Below are 15,684 nucleotides of genomic sequence, written 5' to 3' on the forward strand. Positions count from 1 at the left end.
CTTGCACGACAGAGGAACGGGCTGGAGAAGCACCCGAACGTGTCATGACATCTATAACGTAGGCTCTGTTTCAAGCCTTGGTCTGGTCAACATGGGGCTTACAAGCCCATGACTTTAGTCATTGGGTTGTTGACATAGTTTTCGCTCTTCCGCTTTGCTTGGAACGATTTGTTTAAAGCGGCGATATAAGTTCATGAGTTGCTCTCGCTCAATCCCTTGTTCGTACGCTTGTTCAACGCCTTCGTAAAATTTAATAACGTCGATGATTTCTTCGGTTGACCAACTGTAATCAATTGGATACGCATATTTCATGATGTTCACCTTTCTCCCATCGTTGTCTTCCTTTAGTTTGCCCAACGGGTGCGAATTTGTTCCGCCTCGTTGATCATGCGCCCAAAAAGTTCGCTAACGGTCGGCACATCGTGAATAAGTCCGATCACTTGCCCCGCCCATGCAAACCCTTCTTCCGTATTGCCGTCGTAAATGAACCGCTTATTCGCTTGTCCGCTAATGTACTCTTTTAGTTGTTCATACCCTTTTCCTTCTCGTTCAAACTGTAAAATTTTTTCCGTCCATTCGTTCAACAAAGCGCGCGCAGGGGCACCGAGCGATCGTTTAATGACGACGGTGTCGCTTTCGGAGCGCTCGACAAGCATTTGTTTGTACACAGGATGGGCATGAATGCACTCTTTTGTCGCAATAAAGCGCGTGCCCATCTCGATTCCTTCCGCTCCAAGCGCAAGGGCAGCCATCAGCCCGCGCCCGTCGCCAATGCCGCCTGACGCGATGACAGGAATCGATACGGAATCGACGACGCGCGGCACTAGGACGAACGTTCCGATATCGTGTTTGCCGAGATGTCCGCCCCCTTCTTGACCGACGACCATAACCGCATCTGCGCCGAGCTCCTCTGCTTTCACTGCTTGGCGTACCGCCGCCACGAGCACAAGCTTTTTCACCGGCACGCCTTTTAACTGTTCAAAAATCGGAGCAGGGTTTCCACCTGTCATCGAAATGACCGGCACGTTTTCTTCAATCGCTACGTCAAGCATGTGCGCAAACGGACGCCCATGTTGTCCGATCGCAAAATTCACACCAAACGGTTTGTCCGTTTTTTCCCGCACTTTTTTAATCTCTTCCCGCAACGCATCTGGCGTCTCAAGCGACATCGCTGTAATTTGCCCGAGCCCACCGGCATTCGACACCGCCGCCGCTAAATCGGCATACGCTAAATACGCAAGTCCCCCTTGAATAATCGGATAACGAATGCCTAACAATTCCGTTACTCTCGTGTTCCAGTTCACAACCCATTCCCCCTTTACTTTTTATCATTCTTCACTTATAAAGAAAAGTCCTTCACAAACAATAAATGAAGAAATATGCAATCGTTTTGATTTTTAAGCAAAAAAACCGTCTTTCCAAACGTATAGAGAAGTGTTATAATTCACTTTGTTTTATGTAAATCCAAGTTAAAGAGGTGTACAGCGAAATTGTCACAGTATGAAACACCGTTATTTACCGGACTGTTAGAGCATATAAAGAAAAATCCGATTCAATTTCATATTCCTGGCCATAAAAAAGGAGCAGGCATGGACGAGCAGTTTCGCTCCTTTATTGGAGAAAATGCGTTAGCGATGGATTTAATTAATATCGGTCCGCTTGATGATTTACATCAGCCAAAAGGAATGATTAAACGCGCGCAAGAACTTGCGGCAGAAGCGTTCGGGGCGGACTATACGTTTTTTTCTGTGCAAGGAACGAGCGGAGCGATTATGACGATGGTCATGTCTGTCGCAGGACCGGGCGATAAAATTATCGTCCCACGAAACGTGCATAAGTCTGTCATGTCAGCGATCGTTTTCTCAGGAGCGACACCGATTTTCGTTCATCCTGAAATTGATAAAGAACTTGGTATTTCACATGGCATTACGCCAGAAGCAGTGGAGGCGGCATTAAAACAACATCCTGACGCCAAAGGAGTGCTCGTCATTAACCCGACATACTTTGGCATTGCGGGCGACTTAAAACGCATCGTTGACGTTGCGCACGCATACGGCGTTCCTGTTCTTGTGGACGAGGCGCACGGTGTGCACATTCACTTTCATGAAGAGTTGCCGCTTTCAGCTATGCAAGCAGGTGCGGATATGGCTGCAACGAGCGTGCATAAACTCGGCGGATCGATGACGCAAAGTTCCATTTTAAACGTAAAAGAAGGGCTTGTGTCACCAAAGCGCGTACAAGCGATTTTAAGCATGTTAACGACGACATCAACATCTTACTTATTGCTCGCTTCGCTCGATGTGGCGCGCAAACGGCTTGCGACAGAAGGACATGAGCTTGCGGAACAAGCGATTCGCCTGGCGAATGAAACGCGCAAAAAAATTAACGACATCGATTATTTATATTGCGTCGGAAAAGAAATTCTCGGGACAGAAGCAACGTTTGATTACGATCCGACAAAGCTCATTATTTCCGTCAAAGAGCTTGGACTCACTGGCTACGACGTGGAAAAATGGCTTCGTGAACGCTACAATATTGAAGTCGAATTGTCGGATTTATATAACATTTTATGTATTATTACACCGGGCGATACGGAGCAGGAAACGAACGTATTAGTTGATGCGCTTCGTCATTTATCGAATGAATTTCGCCATCAAGCGGAAGTCGGGAAAAAAGCGGAAGTGATTTTACCAGATATTCCTGTGCTTGCGCTTACGCCGCGTGATGCGTTTTATGCGGAAACAGAAGTCGTGCCGTTTGACGAATCGGCAGGGCGCATTATCGCTGAGTTTGTCATGGTATATCCACCGGGCATCCCGATTTTTATTCCGGGCGAAATTATTACGGAAGAAAATTTAAATTACATTCGCAAAAATATCGAAGTCGGCTTGCCTGTTCAAGGTCCAGAAGACGATACGTTGCGAACGTTGCGCGTCATTAAAGAACATCATAAACGATAAAAGCGGAGTGCTACACTCCGCTTTTAAAAAAAGAGACTGGCGAAAACCAGTCTCTTTTCTATATATATCCTCCCCATCCCCCAAAGTTTGTTCCGCTCTATATGTTATTCTTCGTCTTCACAATCGCAACCGCTACATTGACCGTACAATACCGTCACTTTTTCATCTTCAAAATGATCAATTGTCGCATTGCATGTTTGGCATACAATTGTACCCATCCCCGATAACCCCTTTTCCTTTGGAATGTTTGAAAACGTTTTACTGATTACATAATAATATGTCACATTTATTTTGTCAATAGTAATTAGTATGACATATTTAAACAAAAAAAGAGACGCAATTCACGCCTCTTCCTCCATTTTATTCGTATTGTTCGGCAAGATGAGTAGCTGGTAAAATGTATGAGAAAAATTCCGCTAAATCTTCAGCTTGTTCTTTTGTGTCGATGCGAAATATTCGTTGTAAGTAGTCGTGGTCTTCGATGTCTTTCGGGTCGAGGAGAGCGGAGCGGCCTGTTTGCATACAGATGACGAGCGGCTTGCCAAAAAACATATTCGTATAAACGATGCCGAAATCGTAACGGACGTCTTTTGTCGTAAAGCCGACAAACCTCACTTTTACTTTTTCATGCTCATCATACAATTTTTCAAACATCTTCTTCCCTCCTTCTTGTATATTAAATTTCATTATACCTTATCGTTTATATTTTCGCAATTATTTGTTTTTTCACATATGTACGTGATACAATGAAAGTGATTTCAACATATATGAGGTGAACAAAATGGCTTATACAGCTACTATTGAACTTGTCCCTGCATCCACATGGGAGACGGTCACGCTAGAACGATGTAAACAATTGCTTGAACAATTTCGGGACATCGCGCGAAAAACGGGCGAACAGCTCGCTTGGGACTATGCGGAATCCGCTTTCCCGTATGACATCGTAACAAAAGAAGATCGCATCGTTTTAGTTGGAAAAGATGCACGTTATCATATGATTGAATGTCGCATTCATGAGCGCGCGGTGGAGTTTGCTTTACCGAAACAAGCGACGCACGGCGATAAAGGAAAAGCGAATGAACTATGCAAATTTTTCGCCAAACAAATGGCAGGAAAACTGCATTTATTTAACGGGCGCATCATGTATTATTACAAACGATAAGCCCAAAAAAGCTGACGACAAAGAAAATAAATGGCAATCGTCGAGACGGTTGTCCAACATGCTTGTCTTTTCGTTAAGCGGAATCGAAGCGCAAGCAAAAAAGCAACATACATAAACATCATAAACAGCAACGCTTTGAAAATAAAATGATCGTGGGCCGATCTCCATTCAACGAGTGAAAATAAGCTCCAAATAAGTAATTGAAGTAAAAAGACGACATACATGTTCACACACCCCTCACAAACATCATATGACGGCAAGGGAAAAATAATGAGAAAGAGGACGGCGAAGCCATCCTCTTTTATTTGTTAATAATATGAATTGGGCTACCGAGCGCCACTTCCGCTGCTTCCATCGTAATTTCACCGAGCGTTGGATGCGCATGAATCGTCATCGCAATATCTTCTGCTGTCATGCCTGCTTCGATCGCTAAGCCAAGCTCTGCGATCATATCCGATGCGTTCGGTCCGACGATTTGTGCACCGATAATGACGCCATCGTCTTTCGTTAAGACGAGCTTTAAGAAGCCGTCTGTTTCGTTTAACGCAAGGGCACGGCCGTTTGCACCGAACGGGAATTTTGCGGTAATGACGTCAATGCCTTCTTCGATCGCTTGTTTTTCAAAGTAACCAACAGATGCGCATTCAGGGTCAGAGAAGACGACAGCTGGAATCGCTAAGTAGTCAATTTCAGACGGATGGCCAGCGATCGCTTCTGCGGCAATTTTTCCTTCGTATGACGCTTTATGCGCAAGCGGTGGACCCGCAACGACGTCACCGATCGCGTAAATGTTTGGTACGCTTGTGCGGCATTGTTTGTCGATTTCAATTAAGCCGCGTTCCGTTATCTTAATGCCGATTTGTTCAAGTCCCATTTCTTCTGTATTTGGACGACGACCAACTGTGACAAGCACGTATTCGGCATCAATTGTTTTCGTTTCGCCGTTCACTTCAAATGTGACTGTTACGCCGTCTTCACGCTCTTCAACACCTTTCGCGAGGGCGTTTGTGAAGACGTCAACACCTTTTTTCTTCAAGCGACGACGAACGACGGCGCTCATTTGTTTTTCGAAGCCAGATAAAATTTCATCTGCACCTTCTAAAATCGTAATTTTCGTTCCGAAGTTTGCGTATGCTGTTCCTAATTCTGTACCGATGTAACCGCCGCCGATGACGACCATTGATTTTGGAATTTCAGGCAAGTTTAATGCGCCTGTCGAGTCAAGGACACGCTTTGAAAATTTAAACGCTGGCAACTCGATTGGACGGGAACCTGTTGCGATAATGGCGTTTTTAAATTTGTACGTTTGCGCGCTATTTTCTGTCATGACGCGAACGGTATTTTCATCAACGAAATACGCTTCGCCGCGCACGATTTCTACTTTATTTCCTTTTAATAAACTTTCTACGCCACCTGTTAATTTTTTTACGACGCCTGCTTTCCATTCTTGCACTTTTGAAAAGTCAACTTTTACGTTTTCCGCAAAAATTCCCATATCTTGCGAATGTGTCGCAATTTCGTAACGATGACCGGCAGAGATGAGCGCTTTTGATGGAATACATCCAACGTTTAAGCACACACCGCCAAGGTTTCCTTTTTCAACGATCGTTACTTTTTGACCGAGTTGCGCCGCGCGAATCGCTGCGACGTAACCGCCAGGACCTGCACCGACGACGAGAGTTTCTGTTTCAATTGCGAAATCGCCTACTACCATCGTATTACGCCTCCATTAATAATAATTCAGGATCGTTTAATAAACGTTTGATATGATTTAATGCGTTTTGCGCTGTCGCACCGTCGATCATGCGGTGGTCGAAGCTTAATGACAACGCTAATACCGGAGCGATAACAATTTCGCCATCGCGCACGATCGGTTTTTCTGAAATGCGGCCGATACCTAAAATCGCAACTTCTGGATGGTTAATGACTGGTGTAAACCATTGACCGCCTGCAGAACCGATGTTTGTAATTGTGCATGTCGCACCTTTCATTTCGTTTGGCATTAATTTGCCTTCGCGCGCTTTCGTCGCAAGCTCGTTAATTTCTTTTGCGATCGCAAAAATGGATTTACGGTCCGCATGTTTCACAACCGGAACAAGCAATCCTTTATCTGTATCAGCTGCGATTCCGATGTTGTAGTAATGTTTATGAATAATTTCTTCTGTCGCATCGTCAATCGACGTATTGAGCGCTGGATATTCGCGAAGCGCAGACGTTAACGCTTTAACGACATATGGTAAGAACGTTAACTTAATGCCTTTTTGCGCTGCCACGTCTTTAAATTTCTTACGATGCGCAACAAGTTTTGTCACATCGACTTCGTCCATTAATGTGACGTGTGGGGCTGTATGTTTCGAGTTCACCATCGCTTTGGCGATCGCACGACGAATGCCGCTCATTTTCTCGCGTGTCTCTGGGAACTCGCCTTCAAGAACGACTGGTTGTGGAGCTGGTGTTGCTTTTTGTTCTTGTGCTGGCATTGCTTTCTCTTCGACCGCTTGTTTTGGCGCTTCTGTTTGTGGCGCTGCACCGCCTGCTAAGTATGCATCGATATCTTGTTTTAACACGCGACCGTTTTTGCCTGTTCCTTGCACAAGGCGAATGTCGACACCTTTTTCACGTGCGTATTTGCGCACAGATGGCATCGCGATGACGCGTTTTTTCGGTTGTGCTGGTGCTGCTTGCTCTTGTTTCACTTCTTCTTTCTTTTCTTCCACTTTTGGCTCATCGCCATGATCGCCTTTAAATTTTAAGTTTTCGTATCCTGGCGCATCAAATTTAATTAACGTTTGGCCAACCGTTGCGACTGTGCCTTCGCCCACTAAAATTTCTAATACTTTTCCTTTGACTGGAGATGGAATTTCTACTACTGCTTTATCGTTTTGTACTTCGCAAAGTACGTCATCTTCATTGACTTCATCGCCCGGTTTGACAAACCATTTAACAATTTCGCCTTCGTGAATTCCTTCGCCGATGTCTGGTAATTTAAATTCAAATGCCATGTATCTCGACCTCCTATTTCTTAAATGTGGAGGGGAATGCCCCCTCCATTAAAACGTCATGACTTTTTTCACTGTTTCGATGACATCTTTAAAGTTCGGTAACCATACCGGCTCTGCTTGTGAGAACGGATATACTGTATCTGGTGCCGCGACGCGCAATACTGGCGCTTCAAGGCTAAGAATCGCACGTTCATTAATTTCTGCAACAACGTTTGCGGCAATACCTGCTTGTTTTTGTGCTTCTTGTACAACAACCGCACGACCTGTTTTTTCAACTGATGCGATAATCGTTTCAATGTCTAACGGTTGAACTGTACGCAAGTCGATGACTTCAACAGAAATGCCTTCTTTTTCAAGTTCCGCTGCTGCTTTTAATGATTCGTGTACCATGGCACCGTATGTGATGACCGATACGTCTGTTCCTTCGCGCTTAATGTCCGCCTTGCCGATTGGAATTGTATATTCGCCTTCTGGCACTTCTTGACGGAACGAACGGTACAATTTCATATGCTCTAAGAAAATGACCGGGTCGTTGTCGCGAATGGCTGAAATTAATAAACCTTTCGCATCGTACGGTGTCGATGGGATGACAACCTTTAATCCTGGTTGTTGCGCAACAAGCCCTTCTAAGCTATCGGCATGCAATTCTGGCGTATGTACGCCACCACCGAATGGCGAACGAACGGTAATTGGCGCATGGAAACGGCCGCCAGAACGATAGCGCATGCGCGCCATTTGACCAGAAATCGAGTCCATCACTTCATATACGAATCCGAAAAACTGAATTTCAGGCACAGGGCGGAATCCTTGTAATGCTAAACCGATCGCTAAACCGCCAATTCCTGATTCTGCAAGCGGTGTGTCGAATACGCGGTCTTCGCCAAACTCTGCTTGCAACCCTTCTGTCGCGCGGAATACCCCGCCGTTTACACCGACGTCTTCACCAAACACAAGAACGTTCGGGTCTTTGCGCATTTCTACGCGCAACGCATCCGTGATTGCTTGAATCATTGTCATTTGCGCCATTGCTTATTTCGACTCCTTTTCTTTGTAGATTTCGTATTGTTCTTTTAAGAACGCTGGCATTTCTTCGTACATGATCGACATTAAGTCGGTTACTTTTTGTTTTGGTGTTTCGTCCGCTTTCTTAATCGCTTCTTTAATATCTTCTTTCGCTTGTTCGATGACGCGATTTTCTTCTTCTTCGCTCCATAATCCTTTGTTTTCTAAAAACTTACGGAAGCGAACGAGCGGATCTTTTTTCTCCCATTCGTTTTCAAGTTCTTTAGAGCGATAACGTGTTGGGTCGTCTCCTGCCATCGTATGCGGACCGTAACGGAAGCAAAGCGTTTCAATCAATGTTGGTCCTCCACCGTTAATTGCACGCTCGCGAGCGTCACGAACTGCTACATATACTGCAAGCGGGTCCATTCCGTCAACTTGAATGCCCGGAATACCAGCTGCGACTGCTTTTTGTGCGATTGTTTTTGCCGCAGATTGTTTTTCGACTGGTGTCGAAATCGCAAAACGGTTGTTTTGAACGATAAAGATCGCTGGCGCGTTAAATGCCCCTGCGAAGTTAATTCCTTCGTAGAAGTCCCCTTGTGATGCACCGCCGTCACCTGTATATGTAACCGCAACCGCTTTTTTGCCGCGTTTTTTCATACCAAGCGCAACGCCGGCTGCTTGAATAATTTGCGCACCGATAATAATCTGCGGCGGCAACACGTTTACATCTTCTGGAATTTGGTTGCCATGGAAATGACCGCGTGAAAATAAAAACGCTTGGTAAAGTGGTAAACCGTGCCAAATCATTTGTGGAACGTCACGATAGCCCGGTAAAATGAAATCTTCTTTTTCTAACGCAAAATGGCTCGCTAATTGGCTCGCTTCTTGTCCTGCGGTTGGCGCATAGAAGCCAAGACGTCCTTGACGGTTTAACGAAATGCAACGTTGGTCAAGTACGCGCGTGTATACCATGCGGCGCATTAATTCTTTCAATTGCTCATCTGTTAAATCTGGCATTGCCGCTTCGTTTACGACTTCGCCTTCTTCATTTAAAATTTGAAATGTCGGGAACTGCTCAGCGACTTTTTCAAGTTGCTTTTTCACATCAAATAGGGGCTTTTTACCCATGTTGTTCACCTCATCCTTTCTTTTTCAACACGTAAAATGATGCACCTTTTAATTTGCCCAAAAACGATTTGTTTTTACTACGCTTGTGTATGAAAAGCTGTATTAATAAAAAAAGCAATTACGATTAATACAACTGTTTTTTTACATCTTTCAGTTTACACCCTTCGACAACGCACGTCAACCAGTTTGCTTGACACGTTCTATGTAAAAATGAAATTTAGAAAATTTTAACTGTGTTATGAATCTGTTATACTTATTTTTTTAAATCTGTATTATTTCTGTTTTACAACGTGTTTATGTATGTTTCGTCAGCCAATTGCACTTTTGTGCATAATCGCCCATAATAAAACGTAGTCTACTTTGTGGATAAGGAGTGAAACGACGTGATTACGATGAAAGATATTATTAAAGATGGACATCCGACGTTACGAAAAGTAGCGGAAGAAGTTCCCCTTCCCCCTTCTGAAGAAGATCGCCGCATTTTAGCGAGTTTATTGGAATATGTAAAAATGAGCCAAGATCCTGAGCTAGCGAAGGCATACGGGCTTCGTCCAGGCATTGGCTTAGCTGCCCCACAAATTAACGTTTCAAAACGGATGATTGCTGTGCATGTGACGGATGAAAAAGGAACGTTGCATAGCTATGCGTTATTTAATCCGAAAATTGTGAGCCATTCGGTTGAGATGTGCTATTTAACGAGCGGAGAAGGTTGTTTGTCTGTAGACGAAGCAATTCCGGGTTACGTGCCGCGCTATATGCGCATTACGGTCACCGGAACGACGCTTGAGGGCGAAACGGTGAAACTGCGCTTGAAAGGATTGCCTGCGATCGTATTTCAACATGAAATTGACCATTTAAACGGCATTATGTTTTATGACCATATTAATAAACAAAATCCGTACGACGTGCCAGCTGGCGCCATTCCGATTGAAAGGTAATAATAAAAGGGCTACCATGACGGGGCCCTTTTATTTTAACAAACCAAGGTGGCGTAAGCCGAATAAAATGCCGTCTTCATCGACCGGTTTTGTAATGAAATCAGCTACTTTTTTCGCTTCTTCATGCCCATTTCCCATCGCGACACCTGTACCGACAAAGCGAAGCATTTCTGTATCGTTTAACCCGTCGCCGAACGCATAAACGTTTTCGCGCGGAATGCCGAGTTCGTTCATCATTTTTTTAATTCCTTCTGCTTTCGATCCGCCATACGGCAATACGTCCGTTGACACCGCATGCCAGCGCACGAAGTGAAACGTCGGAAACGATTGAATATACGGCTGTTCTTCTTCTGGTTTACAAAATAAAAGCGCTTGATAAATGTCGTTTCGTTCGTCATACGTTTCATCGTGCGGTGGATGAGTAAATTTTAAACTTCCCATGCTTTCGTGAATGTACGGATGATCGGCTACACTTGCACGCATCGTGTCGGCGTCCATAAAAATAAGCGGATGGTCATTGTCGCGTGCCATTTGTTTTAATGCGCGAAGTTGCTTGCGATCAAGCGGTTGATTGTAAATCACTTCCCCTTCAAAAACGACATATTGTCCGTTAAAGCTGACAAATGATTGAATGTCAAGCTCTTTTCGCAACGATTCAAACATAAACGGCGCTCGTCCGGTGGCGATCGCTACATATACCCCTTGTTTTTTTAATTCATGTATCCCTTCATATGTCGATTCCGGCAACTGTTTATCATGATCTAACAACGTTCCGTCAATATCAAAAAAGACGATTTTTCTCTCCATGCTTCTCGCGCTCCTCGTGTAAAAGTTCACAAACTTACCGTAACGGAATTGCGCCGTATTGTCAATAAATTGGTTGTTTCAATGTATATATTTTCCTATGCAAAATTTGTCGATCATCTTCTTATAATAAATATATAGAGAAGACATTTACTTTCCGACAAAATCGGATACAATAAAAGTGAGGAGTGATGCGTCATGTTGAAAAAGTTGAAACGCAAGCTGCTCAAACAATGGAAAGAACTTTTGCGCAGAAAATCCATTGCTTAGTTGTACGAGCCCTTCGATCGAAGGGCTTCTTTTCAATTTTGTTTCCCATTCCCCACTTTGTTATATATAATAAGAAAAGCGGAAAGCGTCCGGAGCTACATATCGCTTTACTTTCTAAAAGAGAACGATGCATTGTAGTATAGTAAAAAAAGCAACATTACACATAAGGAGAGATGAACGTTGATTTTTAAAGTGTTTTACCAAGATACGATCGATGAAGTGCCGGTAAGAGAAAAAACGAAGACGCTCTATATTGAAGCGGAAAGCGAGCGAGATGTACGCCGAAAATTACAAGACCGTCATATCAATATTGAATACATTCAACCGCTTGAGGGGGCGCATTTAGCGTACGAGCAACAAAACCCTGATTTTCACGTATTGGAGATTGAACAATGAACATTTTAAAAAATAAACAAGTTGGTGTTTTCGCTCTCGGCGGTCTAGGCGAAATCGGGAAAAATACATATGGCGTGCAGTATGAAGACGAAATTATCATCATTGATGCCGGCATTAAGTTTCCCGAAGACGAATTGCTCGGAATTGATTACGTCATTCCTGATTATAGCTATTTAGTGAAAAATGCTGAAAACATTAAAGGGCTATTTATTACACACGGACATGAAGACCATATTGGTGGCATTCCGTATTTGCTTCGCCAAGTGAACATACCGATTTATGGCGGTAAATTGGCGCTCGGACTTATTCGCAATAAGCTAGAAGAACACGGATTGTTGCGTCAAACGAAACTGATTGAAATTAAAGAAGATGATGTCATTTCGTTCGGAAAAACAGCGGTGACATTTTTCCGCACAACGCACAGCATTCCAGATAGCTACGGGATCGTTGTGAAAACGCCAGTCGGTCAAATTGTGCATACAGGTGACTTTAAATTTGACTTCACCCCTGTCGGCGAGCCGGCGAACTTAACGAAAATGGCCGAGATCGGAAAAGAAGGCGTCCTTTGTTTATTGTCGGATAGTACAAATAGCGAAATCCCGCATTTTACAATGTCGGAACGGCGCGTTGGTGAAAGCATTCACGACATTTTCCGAAAAGTGCAAGGGCGCATTATTTTCGCGACGTTTGCTTCAAACATTCACCGCTTGCAACAAGTCACCGAAGCCGCTGTATTAAACAATCGAAAAATTGCGGTATTCGGACGAAGCATGGAAGCAGCGATTGAAATTGGTCAACAGCTCGGCTACATTAAATGCCCGAAAGATACGTTCGTTGACGCTTCACAAATTAACCGCCTTCCTGCTCATCGCGTGACCATTCTTTGCACCGGAAGCCAAGGTGAGCCGATGGCGGCGTTATCGCGCATCGCCAACGGGTCGCACCGTCAAATTCAAATTGTGCCGGGCGATACAGTCGTCTTTTCATCCTCGCCGATTCCGGGCAATACAGTAAGCGTCAATCGCATCATTAACATGCTGGCGCGTGCAGGAGCGGAAGTCATTCACGGACCGCTTAGCGACATTCATACGTCTGGTCACGGCGGCCAAGAAGAACAAAAGCTGATGATTCGCCTCATGAAGCCGAAATATTTTATGCCGATTCACGGGGAATATCGCATGCAAAAAATGCATGTGAAACTTGCGGTTGATTGCGGTGTGCCAGAAGAAAATTGCTTTATTATGGACAACGGCGAGGTGCTTGGCATTAGTGAAGAAGGCGCAAGCATAGTCGGCAAAATTCCATCCGGCTCGGTGTATATTGACGGAAGCGGTATTGGAGATATCGGCAACATCGTCTTGCGCGACCGCCGCATTTTATCGGAAGAAGGATTAGTTATTGTCGTTGTGAGCATTAATATGAAAGAAATGAAAATTGCTGCAGGACCAGATATTATTTCACGCGGATTCGTCTATATGCGTGAATCAGGCAATTTAATTAGCGATGCACAACAGCTGATTGCGAAACATTTACAACAGCTACTCGAACAAGGAACAAATCAATGGTCCGACATTAAAACGGAAATTACTGATACGCTCGCACCGTTTTTATACGAAAAAACGAAGCGAAAACCGATGATTTTACCGATTATTATGGAAGTATAAACAAGAAGGTGCCCGTTTGGACACCTTCTTTTCTTATTCCCCAACAACTTCGTTTTCAAAGCGGTCAATATCTTGATCCGCACCGATGACAATTAAAATGTCGCCTTCGCAAATGATTTCTGACGCAAGCGGCGAGACGATAATGTCGTTATTTCGTTTAATCGCTACGATATTAATACCGTATTTCGCGCGAATGTCTAACTCGAGAAGCGAGTGACCGTGGAGCCGTTTGTTTGCGACAATTTCGACGATGCTATGGCGATCAGATAGCTCTAAATAATCGAGCACGTTGTTTGAAATCATATTGTTTGCAATTCTTTCGCCCATATCTCGTTCCGGGTGAACGATATGGTCCGCTCCAATTTTTTTCAACACTTTTTCATGATAGTCGCTCGTAGCTTTGACTGTAATTTTTTCGACACCGAGCTCTTTTAAAATTAATGTCGTCAAAATGCTTGCTTGAATATTGTCACCGATGGCGACGATGACATGGTCAAAATTGCGAATGCCTAAACTTTTTAAGACGTTTTCGTCCGTTGAATCGGCAACGACCGCTTGTGACGCGATCGATGCATATTCGTTCACTCTATCTTCGTTTATATCAATCGCAAGCACTTCCATTCCTTGTTCGCTTAACGTCCGGCATACGCTGCCACCAAAGCGCCCAAGACCGATGACTACAAATTCTTTTTTCTTCATCAATAATCCCCTCTTGTTCGATATTGTTCAAGCACACGCAAAATCCGTTTTTCTAACATGTGCACGCCACCGCTTCCTGCTTGATAGTGGCGAAATATGCCATCTGCATCAAACACGTAATATGTCGGCACGCAGCGATTGTCAAACGCTTCTTTCAGGCGATGATCGTTATCAATAAAAAGCGGATGCGTAATGCCGTATTGTTCAGCAAGCTGTTTGACGACTTCAACGTTTTTATCGCTTTCGCGCCGCGGCATATGAATGGAAATGACGTTTAATTCTCCTTGATAGCGGTCACGAAAAGCGTTCACTTGTTTCATTCCTTCTTTACAAAGGTGACAGCTTGCTGCCCAAAAGTGAACGAGCGTCGGTTTTCCGATGAGCTGTTCACGCGTGACATTTCCGTTGAGTACAAGTGTTGCTCCGTCTAATGATGGCATCGGCTCTCGTAGTTTCATCGTTCTTCTTCCTTTGCTTTGTCATGTCGTTTTTATTTTAGGACGTTGTCATTCCCTTTCCAAGCGACGTAGCGCGTCAGTAGCTGAATCGCAACATGAATCGCTTCTTCGTTCGGGTTTAATTTCGCATGGTGCAAACCGAACGGAGATTGGACGCCAAGCCAAAACATAAACCCAGGGATGCGTGCAAGCATGTAGCCGAAATCTTCGCCTGTCATCGCTTCTTGACAGCGAATGAGGCGGACGTTCGTTTCTTTTTCAACAAATTGCATAAATTCATTCGTTAGCTTCTCATCGTTGTATACTTGATAATACATTGCACCGTAATCGATATGCGCCTCGCAGTCGTAAGCCACTTCTATGCCCCGCACGATCGCTTCGATGCGCCCTTTCACTTTTTCCATCGCTTCTGGCGAAAGGGTGCGAATCGTCCCTTCTAGCCGCGCCCGCTCTGCGATTACGTTTTGTACGGTGCCGCTTGTCAGTTTGCCAATCGTAATGACGGCGCTATCAAGCGGGTTGACGTTGCGCGAGACGACCGTTTGTAGTTGCATAATGAGGGCGCTGGCCGCAACGACCATATCTTTCGTCTCATGCGGAAATGCGGCATGCCCACCTTTGCCGATTAAATCAATAAACAGCTCGGACGTGTTCGCAAATAACAATCCTTCTTTTGTCGCAATCGTTCCTACCGGATATTCCGGAGCGATATGCAAAGCGAGGATCATATCGGGCATCCATTGTTTCATTTCATCGCTCTCAAGCATCGGAAGCGCTCCGCCCGGTCCTTCTTCGGCAGGTTGAAAAATAAACAACATGTCATCGCGAATCGGATGATGGACGACGTAAGTAAGCACGCCGAGCGCAATCGCCATATGCATATCGTGCCCACAGGCGTGCATGCGTCCTTCATGCGTCGAGCGAAACGGGACGTCCGTCTGTTCATCAATCGGCAGCCCGTCCATATCGGCGCGATAACCGATCGTTTTCGTTGGCGCCGTGCCGAGCACACGAACGAAAATGCCTGTTTTCCACGTTTTGATTTGTATTCGTTCTTGCGGAAGCGTTGCGATATAGTTCAATATGTATTGTTGTGTTTTAAATTCTTGAAAGCCAAGTTCAGGAATTTGATGCAAATCGCGCCGAATGTTTACAAACATTTCGATCCCCCTTTTGAAAAAAGCGTGGAATCGAT

General features: G+C 44.5%; 17 protein-coding genes and 1 pseudogene. 5 read left to right on the top strand and 13 right to left on the bottom strand.

Annotated features, from left to right (window positions below; genetic code table 11):
- Positions 1–126: 126 nt before the first annotated feature.
- Positions 127–312, bottom strand: a pseudogene (locus tag ABEV15_RS09290) (UPF0223 family protein); the annotation flags it as partial.
- Between the two features lie 32 nt (positions 313–344).
- Positions 345–1,304, bottom strand: a complete 960-nt coding sequence (locus tag ABEV15_RS09295) for an NAD(P)H-dependent flavin oxidoreductase (protein ID WP_498853036.1) — start codon at positions 1,302–1,304, stop codon at positions 345–347.
- A 186-nt stretch (positions 1,305–1,490) separates the two neighbouring features.
- Between ABEV15_RS09295 and ABEV15_RS09300 the strand changes: the two genes are divergently transcribed.
- Positions 1,491–2,960, top strand: a complete 1,470-nt coding sequence (locus ABEV15_RS09300; protein ID WP_498853037.1) for an aminotransferase class I/II-fold pyridoxal phosphate-dependent enzyme — start codon at positions 1,491–1,493, stop codon at positions 2,958–2,960.
- Between the two features lie 104 nt (positions 2,961–3,064).
- Here the strand turns inward: ABEV15_RS09300 and ABEV15_RS09305 are convergent, their stop codons facing one another.
- Positions 3,065–3,178 carry a GapA-binding peptide SR1P gene (locus ABEV15_RS09305; protein WP_019417972.1) on the bottom strand — a complete coding sequence of 38 codons (114 nt, stop codon included), beginning with the start codon at positions 3,176–3,178 and terminating at the stop codon, positions 3,065–3,067.
- A gap of 142 nt (positions 3,179–3,320) precedes the next feature.
- Entirely contained in the window at positions 3,321–3,614 is a 294-nt protein-coding gene (locus ABEV15_RS09310) for a DUF3055 domain-containing protein (protein WP_429635145.1), read from the bottom strand.
- Between the two features lie 127 nt (positions 3,615–3,741).
- Here ABEV15_RS09310 and ABEV15_RS09315 point away from each other — a divergent pair, with 127 nt between their 5' ends.
- On the top strand, positions 3,742–4,122 hold the full coding sequence (locus ABEV15_RS09315; protein WP_429632063.1) for a DUF1885 family protein: 381 nt from the start codon (positions 3,742–3,744) through the stop codon (positions 4,120–4,122).
- On the opposite strand, the gene ABEV15_RS09320 is transcribed toward ABEV15_RS09315, so the two are convergent.
- From ABEV15_RS09320 to pdhA, 5 genes are all read right to left on the bottom strand, one after another.
- Positions 4,110–4,346 (bottom strand): hypothetical protein, encoded by a 237-nt coding sequence (locus ABEV15_RS09320; RefSeq protein WP_498853038.1) that lies wholly within the window; start codon positions 4,344–4,346, stop codon positions 4,110–4,112. The two genes, ABEV15_RS09315 and ABEV15_RS09320, sit on opposite strands and share 13 nt — an antisense overlap.
- 77 nt (positions 4,347–4,423) lie before the next feature.
- Complete coding sequence (gene lpdA, locus ABEV15_RS09325; RefSeq protein ID WP_498853039.1) at positions 4,424–5,836, bottom strand: dihydrolipoyl dehydrogenase; 1,413 nt, start codon at positions 5,834–5,836, stop codon at positions 4,424–4,426.
- 4 nt (positions 5,837–5,840) lie between these two features.
- On the bottom strand, positions 5,841–7,124 hold the full coding sequence (locus ABEV15_RS09330; RefSeq protein WP_429635140.1) for a dihydrolipoamide acetyltransferase family protein: 1,284 nt from the start codon (positions 7,122–7,124) through the stop codon (positions 5,841–5,843).
- Between the two features lie 48 nt (positions 7,125–7,172).
- Positions 7,173–8,150 carry an alpha-ketoacid dehydrogenase subunit beta gene (locus tag ABEV15_RS09335; RefSeq protein ID WP_004891307.1) on the bottom strand — a complete coding sequence of 326 codons (978 nt, stop codon included), beginning with the start codon at positions 8,148–8,150 and terminating at the stop codon, positions 7,173–7,175.
- A 3-nt stretch (positions 8,151–8,153) separates the two neighbouring features.
- Positions 8,154–9,260: a pyruvate dehydrogenase (acetyl-transferring) E1 component subunit alpha gene (gene pdhA, locus ABEV15_RS09340; protein ID WP_429632055.1), complete on the bottom strand. Its 1,107-nt coding sequence runs from the start codon at positions 9,258–9,260 to the stop codon at positions 8,154–8,156.
- Between the two features lie 383 nt (positions 9,261–9,643).
- Between pdhA and def the strand changes: the two genes are divergently transcribed.
- The gene (def, locus tag ABEV15_RS09345) at positions 9,644–10,198 is read left to right on the top strand and encodes a peptide deformylase (RefSeq protein ID WP_006321317.1); all 555 of its coding nucleotides are present in this window, start codon (positions 9,644–9,646) and stop codon (positions 10,196–10,198) included.
- Between the two features lie 30 nt (positions 10,199–10,228).
- On the opposite strand, the gene ABEV15_RS09350 is transcribed toward def, so the two are convergent.
- The gene (locus ABEV15_RS09350; protein ID WP_498853040.1) at positions 10,229–11,005 is read right to left on the bottom strand and encodes a Cof-type HAD-IIB family hydrolase; all 777 of its coding nucleotides are present in this window, start codon (positions 11,003–11,005) and stop codon (positions 10,229–10,231) included.
- Positions 11,006–11,452: 447 nt separating this feature from the next.
- Here ABEV15_RS09350 and ABEV15_RS09355 point away from each other — a divergent pair, with 447 nt between their 5' ends.
- Together ABEV15_RS09355 and rnjA are read left to right on the top strand one after the other, a co-directional pair.
- Positions 11,453–11,668, top strand: a complete 216-nt coding sequence (locus ABEV15_RS09355) for a DNA-dependent RNA polymerase subunit epsilon (protein ID WP_183247260.1) — start codon at positions 11,453–11,455, stop codon at positions 11,666–11,668.
- Positions 11,665–13,332 (top strand): ribonuclease J1, encoded by a 1,668-nt coding sequence (gene rnjA, locus ABEV15_RS09360; protein ID WP_498853041.1) that lies wholly within the window; start codon positions 11,665–11,667, stop codon positions 13,330–13,332. Before ABEV15_RS09355 ends, rnjA begins: the two co-directional genes overlap by 4 nt.
- 33 nt (positions 13,333–13,365) lie before the next feature.
- Here rnjA and ABEV15_RS09365 read toward each other — a convergent pair whose 3' ends face one another.
- Genes ABEV15_RS09365 through ABEV15_RS09375 form a run of 3 tightly spaced genes read right to left on the bottom strand, consistent with a single transcriptional unit; the run spans position 13,366 to position 15,649 of the window.
- Positions 13,366–14,031, bottom strand: a complete 666-nt coding sequence (locus tag ABEV15_RS09365; protein WP_498853042.1) for a potassium channel family protein — start codon at positions 14,029–14,031, stop codon at positions 13,366–13,368.
- Positions 14,031–14,489, bottom strand: a complete 459-nt coding sequence (locus ABEV15_RS09370; protein WP_498853043.1) for a TlpA family protein disulfide reductase — start codon at positions 14,487–14,489, stop codon at positions 14,031–14,033. Before ABEV15_RS09370 ends, ABEV15_RS09365 begins: the two co-directional genes overlap by 1 nt.
- A gap of 32 nt (positions 14,490–14,521) precedes the next feature.
- Positions 14,522–15,649 carry an N-acetyldiaminopimelate deacetylase gene (locus ABEV15_RS09375; RefSeq protein WP_498853044.1) on the bottom strand — a complete coding sequence of 376 codons (1,128 nt, stop codon included), beginning with the start codon at positions 15,647–15,649 and terminating at the stop codon, positions 14,522–14,524.
- Between the last annotated feature and the right edge of the window lie 35 nt (positions 15,650–15,684).

The organism is Bhargavaea massiliensis (assembly GCF_050480245.1).
GTDB lineage: Bacteria > Bacillota > Bacilli > Bacillales > Anoxybacillaceae > Anoxybacillus.